This window comes from Oceanipulchritudo coccoides, assembly GCF_010500615.1.
Taxonomy (GTDB): Bacteria; Verrucomicrobiota; Verrucomicrobiia; order Opitutales; family Oceanipulchritudinaceae; genus Oceanipulchritudo; species Oceanipulchritudo coccoides.
Genome location: NZ_JAAGNX010000001.1, coordinates 763,256 through 778,356, shown reverse-complemented (window position 1 = coordinate 778,356; position 15,101 = coordinate 763,256). Strand labels below are relative to the sequence as shown.

The window sequence follows — 15,101 nt, the reverse complement described above, 5'->3', positions numbered from 1 at the left end:
TCAACCGGAACGGAACCATGAACTTCATTAAGTTATCCGCACTCAACACACACTCGGCCAGACTGGCCCTAATCGCCTTCTCGCTCTCAGCCTCCCTGCAGGCTGTAGAGGGATGGTTTTACAATAGCGAGTTGCCCTATCTCTGGTCGGCGGAAAGCGCACAATGGTTGTCTGTTCAGGGATCCGATTCCGGCTTTGTTGTCTACAATTCGTCGACCGGTTCCCATCAGGGCCGGTCGGCGCTCGGCAATGGCTGGTACTATGCCAGCGATGCCTATTATCCCTGGATTCATGAACTGGAATCCGGTGCATGGTTGCACCTTTCACAACCGCAGAAACACATCGAGATGATCAACCTCAACACCTCGCGGTTGGATTACTTCGGTGAAAGCCATCCCTCGGCAACACTGAAGTATCCGATCGTGGATACGGCCCAGGTCAATTGCTATAACAACACCGGCTTCGCCATTAGTCCGCCTGAAAAAGGAGAGCCCCTTTACGGGCAGGATGCCCAGTATGACACCACTCAGCCACGTTACCGTGATAATGGGGACGGAACCGTGTCCGACCTGATAACCGGACTGATGTGGCAGCAGGATTACGTGGAACAGAAGTTGACCTTTGCCGAGGCATCATCCGGCGCTTCCAGTTTTGCACTGGCGGGTTATGATGACTGGCGCCTGCCCACCATCAAGGAATTGTGGTCAATATTCCAATACAGCGGCGTCACCGGCTTCAGCGCTGAAGGCTCTATTCCCTACATCGATACGGAATTCTTCAATTTTGCGTATGGGGACACCAGCTCCGGTGAGCGTTTCATTGATGCACAATATGTTTCCTCGACTGAGTATGTAGGCACGACAATGAACAACAATGCGACCGTCTTCGGCGTTAACTTTGCCGATGGCCGGATCAAGGGATATCCAAGCACCCGGAAGCTGTTTGATGTCAAATATGTCCGCGGCAATACGGATTACGGGATCAACAATTTTCAAGACAACGCCGATGGCACAATCACCGACCAGGCAACTGGGCTCATGTGGACGAAGATCGATAGCGGCCACTTGCAGGCAGGCCAATTCGGCGACGGCACCCTGAACTGGGAACAAGCCCTCGAGTGGGCGGAGGACCTGGAATATGCCGGCTATGACGACTGGCGCCTGCCCAACGGAAAAGAGCTGCAAAGCATTGTCGACTACACAAGAGCTCCCGAAGCGTCCGACCCTTCCCGGCGCAGGGCCGCCATTGATCCCATCTTCCAGATCTCAAATGAACAGGCCTACTTCTGGACCAATAACTCCCATGTGGATGGACCCAACGCCAAGAAGGCCGCATATGTCTGCTTCGGCCAGTCCCTTGGTTACATGCAGGATTCCTTCGGCAATTACCAGTTGATCGATGTCCACGGTGCCGGGGCTATCCGTAGCGATCCCAAAACCGGGGATCCGGATGACTACCCGACCGGGTTTGGTCCGCAAGGAGATGATATCCGCATTTACAACTATGTACGGGCGGTTCGTGGCGGCTTGATTGACTGATTATTCAAAAAGAAAAGGGGGCTCAGTAAGAGCCCCCTTCATTAAGACAAAACTTGTCCTGCCTTTACTCTTCGTGATCAGGAAGCACGGACAGCTCGGGATGAAAGCGAATGATGTAGCCTTCAGTAGAATCAATGGATCCAATCCACTTCTCGCCAGCAGTCTTGAGGTCTTCCTCATCCATGACGCGTGCGAAAAACTCCCTCAGATCCTCATCCGGTCCTTCCATTGCCGCATAATTGGCAAACGGGAGGGCAAGGACAATCCGATTGGACGGGCCGCCACTGACAGTCTTGGCGAAGGAGTAATGTACATCGCGATCATTCTCCTGGATGGCCTTGTGATACATCTTGGCCGACTCGAAAAACGCTTCCATCGTCCCCGGTTTCAAATCGTACCAGTAGACATCAATTAAATTTGCCGATCCGGGCTCCGTCGGCCAATCAGCGATTCCCGCATCCTCCATGATGAGACTCGTGGTCGATCCAACGTGCGGGGCCACATGCTCGTTCCACTCAGCAGAGGCTGTGGCATTGAACTCCTCGTAGGCGTCCCAGCAGGACCAGCCATGATTTCCCGAGCGGATGACATATTTTCCAAGCTCACTCCCAGTAACTGTCTGGTAGACAGACCATGCCCAAGGGTCGCCAGCTTCTTTCCGCCAGGCCGCATGCTCTTTGATCTTCTCATACAAATCAGCTTCGTGACCCATCTTGGCCGTTATAAAATAAACCTGGGCTAGGTTTTGTTCCTCAGCATTCAGGATCTGGCTGACAAATCCGATGCAGACAGCCATGATCAGGCCAAGACGATTCCATTTACCGTTTCTCATATTTAATTTCTCCAATACTATTGAGGGGTGTCGTTATTAATACTCTGTCTCCTGGTGAATCCAGACGGCAAAAGGGGGGCGGCATAACCGTGGCCAATACAGGCCGGGACTACCCGAATTATCCCGTTGATTGAGCAAATGGGTCAATTTCAATCCCGATAGGCGCGCTTCGTTCAAGCAGTAATTTAAGCTCCTTATGCCTTGTAGACGCCAGATTAGATAAGCTTTCGATATTCAGGTTCATGCCTTTAAATAAGTGCTTGAGCCATCAAAGAGCTGGCGCGCTTCAGAAGGCGATCATGTGCACATTTACACTTCTTTCGGCCCAATCGGGCCAGGGCCTACCCTCCATCTCCAAGCCTTGTGAATAACATTTTTCTAATCGTCTCACTATCGGGTTGATTTCTAACCAGACATGCACAATCCTTGAGACAACAAGTAGGGCTTTTTACCTATTTTATGACTATTAACAAGTAAACCTCTCAATCACACCGTAATCTCAATAAATATCACTATATCATGAAGACTTCTCTCAAGATACTTGGCCTCGCCCTCATCGGCATGGTCACCATAGCTTCTCAGGCCACGGCTCAACCATTCCTGATTGCCTCCGATAATTTTGACCGGGCAGACGGATCGCTAACCGGCAGCACTCCCAACCCAGGACCGGGAAGCGATTGGACCAGCCACAGCGGAACATTCGGTGATCTGCTCGTCACCAGCAACCAGGCTGTCGTTCAGCATGGCGTACCCTCAGAGGATACTCATGTTCTCTTCACTGCGCAGAGCACGGGTCTACTGACTGCCACATTTGATATCACGGTAAATGACGACGCCGTCATTGGTGGCACCGATTTTGAGTATTTCGCCCACTTCATGACGGAAGGATCCTTTAATTTCCGCGCACGCGTGGACGTTCAGGCACCAGCCGATCCCCTTACTGGTGACTACACGCTTGGAATTGCCTCTGGCAGCAGCACTGCCGAGGCCACCCTTACCACCGACTTCAGCTTCAATACGCCCGTTTCTGTAACCTTGGAATTTAATCTGGATACAGGTATTGCCTCCTTGACGGTCGGAGCAGAAACGATCGTCGGAACTGGAGTCTTTTTGGGAGAGAACTTGGACTCCTTCGCTCTGCGGCAGTCTGACTCATCCAACAACGAGACGATTCTAGTCGATAATCTGGAAGTTTATGGAGACACGGCACCCCCGCCTCCTCCAGAAATCCTTATTCCTGAATTGACCCCATCAGTGACCGGAACGGACTTGGATATCACCTTTGATACGGAACTCGACGTTTTCTACCGCCTGAAGACTTCAACCATTTTGAACGGCTTTGCGGATGTTCCTGGGCAGGCTTTGATTGGAACTGGGTCACCAGCAACATTCACCGAGACAATCCCTTTAGCAGGCGAAAAGGGTTTCTACCGTGTCGAGGTCCTTGAGACTGCTCCCGCACCCGAAATACTTGGCCTTTCCAAGGTCTTTGCCGGTGTCGGCGAAACGGTTACGGTGACTGGAAACGATTTGGAACTGGCTTCAGCTGTCACGATCAACAGTACTGCGGCAGGGTTCACCCAATCCGGAGGCGCTCTCGATGTGACGGTTCCAGTTGCTGCAGGTACCGGCTTTGTAGATGTAACGAATTTGAGTGGTACCAGTACCTCTGAATTTGTCGTCGTTACAGATGTAGCTGGTCTTGTCTACCAACAGGAATTCACAACCGGGTTGGATGACTTCACTATTTTTGATGTCGCAGGCAGCCTCACGTGGACATACAATACTGCTGGGGTTGAAAACTACATGGAAGGAAACGGATTTGCTTCCGATGGTCCTTCAGATGACTGGTTGATCTCACCAGCAATTGATCTGAGCATCCTACAGAATTGCTATCTGCTACTTGGGCACGAGCGTCGCTTCAGCGGGCCCGTCCTGGTTGTCCAAGTCTCAACAAATTACGCTGGCGGCGACCCGACACTTGCTACATGGACCCCGCTCCCCGTAACTCTTGACACGGGCACAAGCACGGTGACTCACAGCGGGGCAGTAGATCTCTCCGCTTTCGATGGTCAATCCGTCCACATTGCGATTCAATATACGGCAACAGCGCCAGGTGCTGGTGGCGGTGCCCGCGATCGCATCCACTACTTCGCTGTTGGCGGCGATCCTGTTCCTCCAGCGTTTTAATCTGTATCCAGATACTCACACTCTACACAAAAGGCCTGCCGCGATTGCGGTGGGCCTTTTTTTAGGTCATTGCGCTGTCATTCAGATGGAAGAACTCTTCCGTGGGAGATGTTTGGATGTGGAGTTCGCCCCCATTGATGGGGTGAGCGAGCTTTAGGGAGATTGCCGTCAGGAGGAGCCGATGACAATTAAACTCATCTCGAAAGAAGCGGTTCTGTAGCCCGTCTCCATGGGTTGTGTCCCCGATTATCGGGTGCCGTAGGTGCGCCATGTGCCGGCGGAGCTGATGCCGCCGGCCGGTTTCCGGTCTCAATTCAATCAATGAAAATCGCGCTGTCTGGTATCTCCCCAGCGGTTTGTTTACCTCAAATCGCTTGAGCGGCCGGTAAGCCGTGACGGCATCCTGAACCTTCGGGAGCGTATTCTCTCCCCTGCCCTCCTCTTCAAGGACAAGCGGATAATCGAGGCGTCCTGCCTCCGTGACCCATCCACGGACAAGTGCAAGATAGATTTTCTCCACTCCTCCTGAGGCAAAGACCTTGTTTGCGGCTGCAAGGGCCTCCGGACTCAGTGCGAAAAACAAGACCCCGCTTGTCGCCTTGTCCAATCGGTGACAGGGATACACCCTGCGGCCGATCTGGTTGCGCAGGATCTGCACGCACGCCTGTGATTCGGATTGATCAATCTGGGTCCGGTGGACCAGCAGCCCCGCCGGCTTGTCCACCGCAATGTAGTGATCGTCCTGATACAGGATTTCCAGCATGCCAGGATCCCTCTAGTGCATTTCGTCCGGAACAGTCACATCCTCAGGAGTTGAACGCATTCCCCGCAGGCGGGCAACCGTATAGTCAGGATCATCGGGCAACACCTCGACGTCCACCATGCTCCCGGCCTTTTCCAGCATCCGGCGGCAGTCTGCGGACAAGTGACGGATATGCAGCGTCTTGCCGGATTTACGGTATCGTTCCCCAAGCGCGTTGATGGCCTCCAGCCCAGACATGTCGCAGACCCGTGCATGACCAAAATCAATGACGATATTTTTCACATCGGAGCTTGCCTGGAAGCGGTCCATGAATTCCCGGACAGATCCAAAATAGAGCAAGCCCTGAAGCGCATAGATCTTCTCCTCTGGGGTTTCCTTTTCAATCGTGACAAAGACATGCTTTGAGCTTTCCCAGGCGAAAATCAGGGCCGACAGGATAATCCCGACAAATACCGCCGTGGCCAAGTCGTGCAGGGTGACCGTGACCAGAGTCACCGCGACAATGACGATTATCTCCGAGAAAGGGACCTTTCCGAAGGTCTTCAACGATGACCACTCAAAGGTCCCGATCACCACCATGAACATCACCCCGACAAGAGCGGCGATCGGAATCTGCTGGATGACAGGACCGCCCGCCATGATAAAAAAGGCCAGCGCCAGGGCAGCGGTGAGACCGGATGCGCGCCCGCGCCCGCCGGATTTCATGTTGATCAAGGATTGTCCGATCATGGCGCAACCGCCCATTCCCCCAAAGAGGCCGGAAAGGAAGTTCGCCCCACCCTGCGCGATACACTCCCGGTTGCCATGGCCGCGTGTCTCCGTGATTTCATCAATCAACTGGAGAGTCATGAGCGATTCGATCACGCCCACCATGGCCACGATGAAAGCTGTCTTCAGGATGAAGGACCATTCGGTTCCCCAGGCAATCCCGGTCGGGAGCGAAGGGAGTGGAAATGAGCCAGATAAAATACCATTGGGATTACCCGGCGACTGGGCCAACACATTGGATACGGTGGCCGTGTCCTTGAAAAAGAAAAAAGCGATCAGGCCAACCACGACAATGGCAGCGAGGGAGGAAGGGACAGCCTTTGTCAAAATTGGCAGGAACTGAATGATCAGCATCGTCAGGATAACAAGGCCGGCCATAATCATCAGCGGTGCACCGGAAAGCCATTCCCCGGTCTCCATGTTCTGGAATGAAGGAAACTGAGCCATCAGGATGACAATCGCCAACCCGTTCACAAAACCAATCATCACTGGGTGCGGGACCAGACGAATAAAACGCCCCAACTTGAGCACCCCAAGAAGGATTTGTATCAGGCCGGCCAGCATGATAACGGCAAAGAGGTATTGCAGCCCGAGGCCATCCCCAAGTGCATCCCCATGCTGGACAGCCTTGCCTGCCACAACCGCGATAGCTCCAGTCGCCCCCGATATCATTCCCGGCCGTCCGCCGGCTGCCGAGGTGATGAAGCCCATGAAAACCGCCGCCCAAAGCCCCACCAAAGGATCCACACCAGCGGCAAAGGAAAAGGCAATTGCTTCCGGAACAAGAGCCAAGGCAACGGTCAGTCCGGATAAAATGTCGTCCTTGTAGGACCCGCTCGTTTTTCTGAAAATATCAAACATACCTGATTAGATTAAAAAAAAATGCGCACGAGGGTGCACATTCTCTTGGGCGGTTAAGGACTATTCTCAGGAAATGTAAACCGTTAAGCTGGGAAAAGTAGCGGAGGCAGCTATCAACGATTAGCTTTGGTAGCCTGCTCAACCTTTTTTGCCCGGCTGAAGCTACCGACATTCCAGACCTGCTTGTACCCCATTCGCTGGAGCTCTTTCATCGCAGCGGCTGAACGGGCTCCACTCGCGCAATGCAGGAGAATCTGCCGGTCCGGCTCAAGGCCTTCCTTCTGCAGGTCAGCGGCAACAAAGCCCATCGGGATATTGATAGCCCCGGGTATACGCTGAGAAGCAAATTCGCCGGGACTTCGTACATCGACAAGAGCCGCGCCGGCCTTCAGTCGCTCGGCAGCTTGGTCAACGGGAATCCAACTGAGCCGAGGCAGCAAAAAGACCACCAGGGCCAGGATGAAGATGAGGGCAATCCATTGCATAGAGAAAGGAGTGTTGACCGCCGGAGGGATTTGGCAAGCTCCCTCCGGCAGGCCTCAACACCGCTTATTCCCGGCGAAACCGTGAGCGTCGGGACGGCCGCGCGATCGTTCCCGGGAGCCGGCTCGACTGGCGATGCGATTCCGCCTCGTCGACAAAATATGCCATATGAACCCAAGCATCATCGACTTCCAAGCCGGAGCCGACAATGGAGTCGCTGACAAACCGCCAGTCGGTTCCCAGCGCGACCGAATCAAACGGATCGCCCTTGATGGCCGCACAGCGCTCAAGAAAGGCTTTGGCCGCCAACAGCGCGTTCTGGTCCGGATCGGGCTTATCGGTTTTCCCCGGTGCAGAGCTCGCTTGCGGATCGCGGCGGGCGGCAATCGCCTCCATGGCGTAGCTCTTCACAAGCTGGGAATGCAAAACTTGATACACCTGTTTGCGGGAAATCAAATCCAGGCCAACCGGCTTGTTATTGATCATGGCTAAAAGGCCAAACTGACCCTCCTGCACGGGAATTTTCCCGATGGCGCTTTCCAAGTCCGCGCGCATCTGTTCATAGGCATCAGACATGGCACTTGTCGCGGAATAGCTACCCACCTTTGCATGCAGCTCATCCACCTCGTTCCATACCTCTCCCTGATCCGATGTGTAGTTGGCCATCGAAGCGAGCGAGGCCGATACGGAGCGCGTTTTCTTGCGGCGGGCCTTCGCCGGCATGACGGTCTTGCTGTGGGAGAACGTCGGCGAATCATAGCTCCAGCGGCCACTTTCCGTGCAACTCACCGGAATGACGGTTCGGCTGCGGGCAGCCAACAGAAGGGTCGTGTTAACGATCCGGTTCTGCTTGGCCCCCCGCAGCTCCTCCCCGTCAAGCAACAGAACACAATGACTGGAGGGATTTTCCACCAGAAGGTTCGGGACCGCCCCATCATCGCTGACTTCCTTGACGACCATTCCATGGTCCTCAAGGGCCTCCGATGAAGAGATGTATTCAGGCCCCCCGGTTTGCGACAGATACAAGGGAAAAAGGGTCAGGTTCTGCACGGTGACAGGTTCGCGGACGTCAATGCGGTTGATGGGATGTTTTGTCATGATGGTGGTTCCTTCCGTTTTCGGGTTGATACTGTTGCTTTTGTGCGTGTAGCGATCGCCACAAGCACATCACTTTAGCACCCGGGGTCGGACATCCTTGGTCCGATGCAGTGAAAAGACCCAAATATTCTAACAACACGACACCTTTCGATGAGCCTTTGGGGAAGAAATCCCATGGCTATCCAACCCACAATAAATATTGGCGCCAGCGCAGTAGTCGAAGCACGGCAAAAGTTTGACAAAGGGGGTTCCGTTGAATTTACGAGCTTTAACCGTGAATTCTGCCGATCACATCGTCCCTTCGACAAAATGGTCCCAAATTGCCTTCTGGACCACGGTTGCTGTATTGGTATTGTCATCCGTTATTCTTGTCCTCAATCCGTCGCTACTGGAAATTCTAGCGTGGGAGGACGGACCGGTTGAGTATTCGGGTTTCATTTTCCTCGCCCTGACCGGGTTCATCCTTGCCCGCGCTGGATACCGGGCGACCCGATTACCGGGTTATCACCGACTCAAGGGAATGGTTCTCCTGTTTGCCGGCCTAGGGTTTCTGCTAGCCGCTGGAGAAGAAATCTCATGGGGGCAGCGCCTGATCGGATTTGAGACACCGGAACCACTTGCCAAAGTCAATGAGCAGCAGGAATTCAACCTGCACAACATGGAGAAGGGTTTGGTAGATCACTCTGTTCGGTATGGGATCGCCCTCTTCGCCGTCGCCGGTCTGATCTTCCACGCGACACAATCCAGACGCTTCCTGGGTTTCCGTACTCCAGACCTGTACTTGGTGCATGCCTTTCTCCTTCTGGGCGTCTACCAGAATTTTCAGGCGATCGACAAACCCTTCTACATCAGTGCCATCGCCCTCCTGTTCTCACTGCTCTACTTGTACACCAAGGGTCACCGCAGGTCTGCCGCCATCCCGGCTGTCGCCATACTTCTGGGCTGCTTGCTCACCTTTCTGAACTGGTCATTTCAGGCAAGTCTCGGGATTAACACTCCACCAGAGATAAGGGAAGCCCTCTTCCCGATGATCTGTTCGGCTTATGCCCTTTGGTTGGCTAGCGATCCCGAAGATCAATTACCGCAGGAAAGTTAGGAACCTCAGATGAACGCCCGAGTGTAGAATTCTTCTATGCTCTTCGGAATCAGGCTGAGGGCAGCTTTCGCCTAATTCATATAGGTCACATTGCACCTGGGGTAGTTGCTACAGCGCCAGAACCCACCAACCTGATTGTTGGCATGAATCATCGGCTTGCGACACTGTGGACAACAGGGAGCGAGGAAGAAAATCTTACGCGCCAGGGATTCAATCTCTCGGATTTCCTCAGCCTTTAGCTTTAATATATCATTCAGGAGGACCCGGACCGTAATCAGGTCGAAAGACTTCCCCTTGGCATAATCGAGGGCATCTCTAGAAAAGCCACTACGGGTGAAGATAATCCCGTTTTCAACCCCCATCATCTTCATCCGTTTCTCCAAACCAGATAAATCCCCAACCGTTATTTCCCGGTTCCAGGACTTGAAGCATTTCGCATAGGCCAAAATTGTGTTGTCGCCTTTCTTCTTGAGAAAAAACCGCTGGTTCTTCCCAGTCATCTCTTCTACCTCAAATCCCAGCTTGCGGCAGAATAGCTCGCAGACTTCCTTCCACCGGTTACAACACAACCGGTACAGCTCCTTTTCCGTCAAACTCGTGACCGTTTCCTCAACTTCTGGTGTGTGTGCTAATGTTTCCATGATGCGTCTCCCCCTGTGAATATGTATCCGATAAACGCTGAGGATAACGAAAAATTTCCGTGCGTAATTGTCAATTTTACAATTCGATAAACCATATTTTGACCGGTTATTAACAGAGCCCGCACAATATCCTTACAGAGCCGCGAGCTTACTAAGGATTGACAGAGATCGTGAATGCCCTAGATTAGGGTCTCTTCCTCATATAACGCATTTACACAACCCAGACCATGAACACACGCTGCACTCTCCTTTCGCTCAGTCTTCTCCTCTTATCCGGTGGTTTTCTATCGGCCCAAGTCCCCACTGCCTTTATTACCGACCGTCTTGGCTACACGACAACAGCCACCCGATACAACAGCCTGGCTGATTTACAAACCAAGACAAATCCGGTGGATTTTGTTACCATCGGGGATCGGGACATCCGGTTTTTCACTGTGGATGGGAGTCCAAGCGTGAACCAGATTTACGGATCATTTTTCTACTCGACCGATCCGAGCGGAAATCCGGGCGTAGGCAATACCTCAGGCAATAACGGCCCCGGGTTCATGCAGATCTATGATACTGATTTTTCGACCGTCGACACATGGAGCATGGCCTTTGACGGGTTTGACGGCACGTATTGGACGGAAGCCAACCTGAAAATTTCCGGCTCGGATGACGACCAGGCCCCGACACCCTCGCCAGCGCGCTTTTCCATCTATAACAATGATAACGATATTGGGATCTTTCACAGCTACAACCTGGACGTCACCGTCTCGGGACTGCAGGGCATCGAAGCCCTGCCCGGCGTGATTCAAGCCACCAATCAACCCACAGGTGTCACTGGCACATTGAAGGCTGTTTTCCAACTGACAGAGAACAACACTTCTCCGGCCGATCAGGGATTCTACGATATCGAGATGACTTTCAACATGAACAATTGGGCCTGGGACAACCGAGACAACCTCACCTATCCCGCTGATGGATTCATGAACAGTGTGTTTATCGCTCCACCAGTCCCTGAGCCGGCCACGATTGGCCTGCTTTCAGTTCTGGGCATGGCAGGGATTCTTGTTCTGCGCCGCCGGTTGAAGAAATAGATACCGGAGCCATTTCATTCGACACAAGCCCACGGAACCGTCTTCGTGGGCTTGTTCGTTTCTGGAACCATGAGAATCAAGACAATCCGCAAAGCTCTCATTGGTATTGGCCTGCTTCTATGTGCAGCCGTACTCCTCGGGTGGTTGTTCCGTTCACAGATCCGTGATGTCTCGAACAAATACCGGTCGGAACGTCTTTTCGCGCAAGCCGAGGCGGCCTTTCTTGAAGAGGATTGGGCGAACGCCACCCGTCTGGGAACTGCCGCCCATTATCTGGACACAAGAAATTCCCGCATTGACCTGCTGGTTGCCCGAGCCCTCCTGAAACAGCGGGATCCCTCATCCGTAGTCTGGTGGGAACGCGTTCTGGATCAACCAGATCTGCCAGTCGACGAGCTCCGGACCGTCACCCGGGCCATCCTCAGGCAAGGTAAGGTGGAAGTCGGACTCCCTTTCCTGAACCGGCTGGTTCAGGCAGACGGCGATAATCCGGAAACACAGCGGCTGTGGCTTTATTCTTTGGCGCGGCAGGGAAGAATGGGAAGCGCAGAAGCATATGCGGAACAAGTTAATCTCCCGATAACCGGGCAGGAGCCTGAGCCAAGTTACGAGGTTGCCAATCTATCCCTTGCGGTGGCGACGGCGGATGCCGGGGAAACAAACAAGCTGGCCTCTCTTTTATCTCGAAAAGGTGAATGGGCTCTTCTCCAACAGCTCATGGAAAGACAGCTGGCTGAAGATCCGGACAATCCCGAGTATCTTGTGAAACTGATTGGAGCCTATTACTATGCAGGCAATCCAACTCCGTTGGCTCCACTTGTTGAGCGCCTTGCCCCAAGATCTCTGGAGACCCAGCCAGTATGGGAGAGTTTTGTCTCTTATCTGCGCTTGCTCATCGACGGGTATGAGGCAGAGCACCACCAGCGTCTGGAATCCCTGCTTGCGAGCTATCCAGAGATCTTCGAATACAGGCTTGTCCTGGGATTGTCCTTTCTCCTGAACGGCCAGCAAGGATTAGCACAGGGACTTGCGCGCGACATGCCGGATGTGCCTCTCTCAACGGCTCGGCACCTGCGAGTGTTGGCGATGCTTCTGGGCATGCCCGGGGACGAACTTCTCCGCCCGGAAGAACGGGATCAGCTACTCCCACGAGAGCGCTATTTGATGAGTCTTCACGGCGTGAATTAGAAGGCCTCAAGTAAATCCAGCTCAGCAGGAAGTAAATCCTCCAACGGAATGCTGTCCCGTATTCCGTCAGCCACTACAGATTGTTCATTGGCTGCCAGGACACATGCATAAACTAGCTTGATCCGCGTATCGGGAACAGTCAGGTCGAACGGCACTTCCTCAAGAACTTTCAAGGCTTCCTTCTCCTGCTTGGAGACGAGCAGGCCAAGCATCAAGGTCGTCCTGAATTCAGGAACCATCGGCGCACCGGCCACCAGCTCCCGCGCTGAACCTAGGGTCTGCGCCGCATTTTCCCCAGCCAGGAAACGGTAATAACAATACTCATTCAGCAAGCCTGGATCATCGGGGGACTTTTTGACCAGGCCTTCAGCAATTCGCACCGTTTCCACCAAGATCCCCTGCTCTCTCGACAGATCCAGCAGCTGATTCAATTCACTCAGGGAAAATGGGACTCCCGCCATAAATGCGTAATAGAGCGCCTTATATGCCTCAGTTGGGCGGCCCTCTTCAATCGCGGCTAAGGCGAGTGGTTTCAATTCGTGAAAACGATCGGTTGCTTTGGCCTCCTCCATCGTGAGGCTCAAATCCTCTGCCGAAGCCGTGTCACTATTTTCCACTACAGGATTTGTTGCTTCCTCCGCACCCGCCAGACGCAAGCGAATGAGCTCACGTGCCTCGCCGGAGAGACCGGGATTGTCCGCCCTGAAAACGGAAAGGCTTTCGAGTCGGGCATGGACAGTCTGTGTCTCTTCCGGAAGAAGGGGAATCCGTTGATTCACGAGAAGGGTCAACCCTGCCCGCTCAATAATATCAGCATCATCTGAATCCATGACCCCGAGAAGCAAATGCTTGCCACGTATCCAGTTGGCAACGCTTCCCGACTGGACAAGCAGATTGCCCAAATTGTAGTTCACAAGAGCATTTTCCCGGTTCCAGACATAGGCATTTTCCAACAGCACAAGTGCGGTCTCGATCTCACCCGCCAAGGCTGCAACAACCCCTTGTATTCCCAGGATATGCGGATCATCAGGCAAAATTTCGACGCCGATTGACAAGAGTGTGAGCGCCTTTTCAGATTGGCCCTTCTTCAAGCTGGCATACACCGCCGCACTGATCGATTCCCCAAGTCCGGAAAGTTTGCCTGCTGCAAATTCTGACCGGGCCGTTTCAGGCGATTCGATGAATTGCGCCACAAGCTCGTTATCCAACAGGGCGAATAAAATAGATGGAAAACCGATAGCAATGAAGAGGATGAGTAAACGACACTTCATACAACATCTTCATCCAAACCGTATTCCGGGATATACCAAGCCAAAAGGATCAGGGGGACGGGCAAATTCTCCCGGGAAGGCCACGTCCCCTAAATGGATTTGGTCACGCCGTCTTTCAAGGAGCGCAGGTTTTCATTCACCCGTTCGGCATAGCGGTCTGGAAGAAAACTGTCCGCCATGTATTGGATAGCATTGGTCATGTCTGCTGCCAGACGCTCTTGTTCACGCAACATGGGCTGAACAACCAAATCACGCTTGACCGATTGTAAGAGCAAGCCAGGCAGATTGGTTTCAACAGGGGAAACAGCGACCTCGGCCGGTGGAGTCTCAACTGTTTGAATGCTTTCAACCAGTACAGGCGTTTGTTCGTCTTCTTCAAACGGGTCAGGCATGAAAATCGTAAGTGAAACAAGAAGAACTGCTGCCGCAGCTGTTGCCCAAAGCGGAAAGATCAACTTGTTTTCGGTCGGCTGGCGCGCCGCGCTTACCTCCTGCTTGCCAAGGGTTTGATCCAATTGGTCGACCAGCGATGAAGGAATGGATTCTCTCCGGCCTTCTCCACGCAATGCTTCCGTGAACTGATGCTCCTTCTTGGACTCCTCTTCCAGAACCTCCCGGGAAACAAGTTTGTGCACGAGGCGCGGTACAGGTCGTCCTGTGATTTCCGAAAATGCAATGAACTGTTTAGCGATCCATTTATTCATGATTTGTTTCCTCCTCGATAAGGGTGTTGGCAGGCAAGTGGCGCTTCAAGGCGGAGCGGGCCCGGAACAGCAGGACTTTCACATGTACTGTGGTGAGTCCCATCGCAACCGCTGTCTGCTTGAGGCTTAAGTTCTCTTTGTAATGGAGCAAAAGGACCTGATGATACTTTGGCTTTAGCTTTCGGGCCTGACTCCAGAGCTGCTCCACACTCTCCTCCACATCAAGGCATTCACGCGGATCGGGAGCAGGGTCAGCATGCCCATCCTCAAGCAGTTCGTGCAATTGCCTGCGCTGGCGATAGAAGTCAGCGACTGTTCGCCGAGCGATTGTGAAGAGCCATGGAGCAAACTCCCGTTCAGGATCAAAACGCCCGAAATTCTTTTGCGCCCGGATAAAGGTTTCCTGGGTCAGGTCCGCAGCATCTTCCGCCGTCGGCGCTTGCCGAAGGATGAACCGATAAACGGGCTCATAAAACTGCCTCGCAAGCGATGAAAAATCTGGCTTACCACGGGCTGCGTATAAGTCGCTGGCTGTCTGAACCATTGCCAAGCTCATCATTCGTTTTTCATTTTTTCAAGACCAGGAAAT

At 53.2% G+C, this 15,101-nt stretch carries 14 protein-coding genes; 5 read left to right on the top strand and 9 right to left on the bottom strand.

Going from position 1 to position 15,101, the window contains the following annotated elements:
* Positions 1-17 precede the first annotated feature (17 nt).
* Complete coding sequence (locus tag G0Q06_RS03130) at positions 18-1,538, top strand: Lcl C-terminal domain-containing protein (protein WP_238710234.1); 1,521 nt, start codon at positions 18-20, stop codon at positions 1,536-1,538.
* 64 nt (positions 1,539-1,602) lie between these two features.
* On the opposite strand, the gene G0Q06_RS03125 is transcribed toward G0Q06_RS03130, so the two are convergent.
* Positions 1,603-2,370 carry a hypothetical protein gene (locus G0Q06_RS03125; protein WP_163962370.1) on the bottom strand — a complete coding sequence of 256 codons (768 nt, stop codon included), beginning with the start codon at positions 2,368-2,370 and terminating at the stop codon, positions 1,603-1,605.
* Between the two features lie 519 nt (positions 2,371-2,889).
* Here G0Q06_RS03125 and G0Q06_RS03120 point away from each other — a divergent pair.
* On the top strand, positions 2,890-4,560 hold the full coding sequence (locus G0Q06_RS03120; protein WP_163962368.1) for a choice-of-anchor J domain-containing protein: 1,671 nt from the start codon (positions 2,890-2,892) through the stop codon (positions 4,558-4,560).
* Between the two features lie 61 nt (positions 4,561-4,621).
* Here the strand turns inward: G0Q06_RS03120 and G0Q06_RS03115 are convergent, their stop codons facing one another.
* The 4 genes from G0Q06_RS03115 to G0Q06_RS03100 form a co-directional block, all read right to left on the bottom strand.
* Positions 4,622-5,323 carry a pseudouridine synthase gene (locus G0Q06_RS03115; protein WP_163962366.1) on the bottom strand — a complete coding sequence of 234 codons (702 nt, stop codon included), beginning with the start codon at positions 5,321-5,323 and terminating at the stop codon, positions 4,622-4,624.
* A gap of 12 nt (positions 5,324-5,335) precedes the next feature.
* Positions 5,336-6,952 (bottom strand): SulP family inorganic anion transporter, encoded by a 1,617-nt coding sequence (locus G0Q06_RS03110; protein ID WP_163962365.1) that lies wholly within the window; start codon positions 6,950-6,952, stop codon positions 5,336-5,338.
* Positions 6,953-7,065: 113 nt separating this feature from the next.
* Positions 7,066-7,437: a rhodanese-like domain-containing protein gene (locus tag G0Q06_RS03105; RefSeq protein WP_163962362.1), complete on the bottom strand. Its 372-nt coding sequence runs from the start codon at positions 7,435-7,437 to the stop codon at positions 7,066-7,068.
* Positions 7,438-7,501: 64 nt separating this feature from the next.
* Complete coding sequence (locus tag G0Q06_RS03100; protein ID WP_163962360.1) at positions 7,502-8,533, bottom strand: ARPP-1 family domain-containing protein; 1,032 nt, start codon at positions 8,531-8,533, stop codon at positions 7,502-7,504.
* A 274-nt stretch (positions 8,534-8,807) separates the two neighbouring features.
* Between G0Q06_RS03100 and G0Q06_RS03095 the strand changes: the two genes are divergently transcribed.
* Entirely contained in the window at positions 8,808-9,629 is an 822-nt protein-coding gene (locus G0Q06_RS03095; protein WP_163962358.1) for a hypothetical protein, read from the top strand.
* A 71-nt stretch (positions 9,630-9,700) separates the two neighbouring features.
* Here G0Q06_RS03095 and G0Q06_RS03090 read toward each other — a convergent pair whose 3' ends face one another.
* Complete coding sequence (locus G0Q06_RS03090) at positions 9,701-10,270, bottom strand: restriction endonuclease (protein ID WP_163962356.1); 570 nt, start codon at positions 10,268-10,270, stop codon at positions 9,701-9,703.
* Between the two features lie 227 nt (positions 10,271-10,497).
* Here G0Q06_RS03090 and G0Q06_RS03085 point away from each other — a divergent pair, with 227 nt between their 5' ends.
* Positions 10,498-11,349, top strand: coding sequence for a PEP-CTERM sorting domain-containing protein (locus G0Q06_RS03085; protein WP_163962354.1), 852 nt, complete (start codon positions 10,498-10,500; stop codon positions 11,347-11,349).
* Between the two features lie 69 nt (positions 11,350-11,418).
* Positions 11,419-12,537 carry a tetratricopeptide repeat protein gene (locus tag G0Q06_RS03080; RefSeq protein WP_163962352.1) on the top strand — a complete coding sequence of 373 codons (1,119 nt, stop codon included), beginning with the start codon at positions 11,419-11,421 and terminating at the stop codon, positions 12,535-12,537.
* Here the strand turns inward: G0Q06_RS03080 and G0Q06_RS03075 are convergent.
* The 3 genes from G0Q06_RS03075 to G0Q06_RS03065 all read right to left on the bottom strand — a co-directional run bounded on the left by G0Q06_RS03075 (position 12,534) and on the right by G0Q06_RS03065 (position 15,071).
* Entirely contained in the window at positions 12,534-13,808 is a 1,275-nt protein-coding gene (locus G0Q06_RS03075; RefSeq protein WP_163962350.1) for a tetratricopeptide repeat protein, read from the bottom strand. The genes G0Q06_RS03080 and G0Q06_RS03075 overlap by 4 nt on opposite strands.
* Before the next feature lie 89 nt (positions 13,809-13,897).
* Positions 13,898-14,512, bottom strand: a complete 615-nt coding sequence (locus tag G0Q06_RS03070) for a hypothetical protein (protein WP_163962348.1) — start codon at positions 14,510-14,512, stop codon at positions 13,898-13,900.
* Positions 14,505-15,071, bottom strand: coding sequence for an RNA polymerase sigma factor (locus G0Q06_RS03065; protein WP_163962346.1), 567 nt, complete (start codon positions 15,069-15,071; stop codon positions 14,505-14,507). Before G0Q06_RS03065 ends, G0Q06_RS03070 begins: the two co-directional genes overlap by 8 nt.
* Positions 15,072-15,101: the final 30 nt, after the last annotated feature.

What these genes read in the sequence shown, in the direction of transcription:
- G0Q06_RS03130 (WP_238710234.1), top strand. Translation starts at nt 18, where the DNA reads ATGAACTTCATTAAGTTATCCGCACTCAACACACACTCGGCCAGACTG.
- G0Q06_RS03125 (WP_163962370.1), bottom strand. Translation starts at nt 2,370, where the DNA reads ATGAGAAACGGTAAATGGAATCGTCTTGGCCTGATCATGGCTGTCTGC.
- G0Q06_RS03120 (WP_163962368.1), top strand. Translation starts at nt 2,890, where the DNA reads ATGAAGACTTCTCTCAAGATACTTGGCCTCGCCCTCATCGGCATGGTC.
- G0Q06_RS03115 (WP_163962366.1), bottom strand. Translation starts at nt 5,323, where the DNA reads ATGCTGGAAATCCTGTATCAGGACGATCACTACATTGCGGTGGACAAG.
- G0Q06_RS03110 (WP_163962365.1), bottom strand. Translation starts at nt 6,952, where the DNA reads ATGTTTGATATTTTCAGAAAAACGAGCGGGTCCTACAAGGACGACATT.
- G0Q06_RS03105 (WP_163962362.1), bottom strand. Translation starts at nt 7,437, where the DNA reads ATGCAATGGATTGCCCTCATCTTCATCCTGGCCCTGGTGGTCTTTTTG.
- G0Q06_RS03100 (WP_163962360.1), bottom strand. Translation starts at nt 8,533, where the DNA reads ATGACAAAACATCCCATCAACCGCATTGACGTCCGCGAACCTGTCACC.
- G0Q06_RS03090 (WP_163962356.1), bottom strand. Translation starts at nt 10,270, where the DNA reads ATGGAAACATTAGCACACACACCAGAAGTTGAGGAAACGGTCACGAGT.
- G0Q06_RS03085 (WP_163962354.1), top strand. Translation starts at nt 10,498, where the DNA reads ATGAACACACGCTGCACTCTCCTTTCGCTCAGTCTTCTCCTCTTATCC.
- G0Q06_RS03080 (WP_163962352.1), top strand. Translation starts at nt 11,419, where the DNA reads ATGAGAATCAAGACAATCCGCAAAGCTCTCATTGGTATTGGCCTGCTT.
- G0Q06_RS03075 (WP_163962350.1), bottom strand. Translation starts at nt 13,808, where the DNA reads ATGAAGTGTCGTTTACTCATCCTCTTCATTGCTATCGGTTTTCCATCT.
- G0Q06_RS03070 (WP_163962348.1), bottom strand. Translation starts at nt 14,512, where the DNA reads ATGAATAAATGGATCGCTAAACAGTTCATTGCATTTTCGGAAATCACA.
- G0Q06_RS03065 (WP_163962346.1), bottom strand. Translation starts at nt 15,071, where the DNA reads ATGATGAGCTTGGCAATGGTTCAGACAGCCAGCGACTTATACGCAGCC.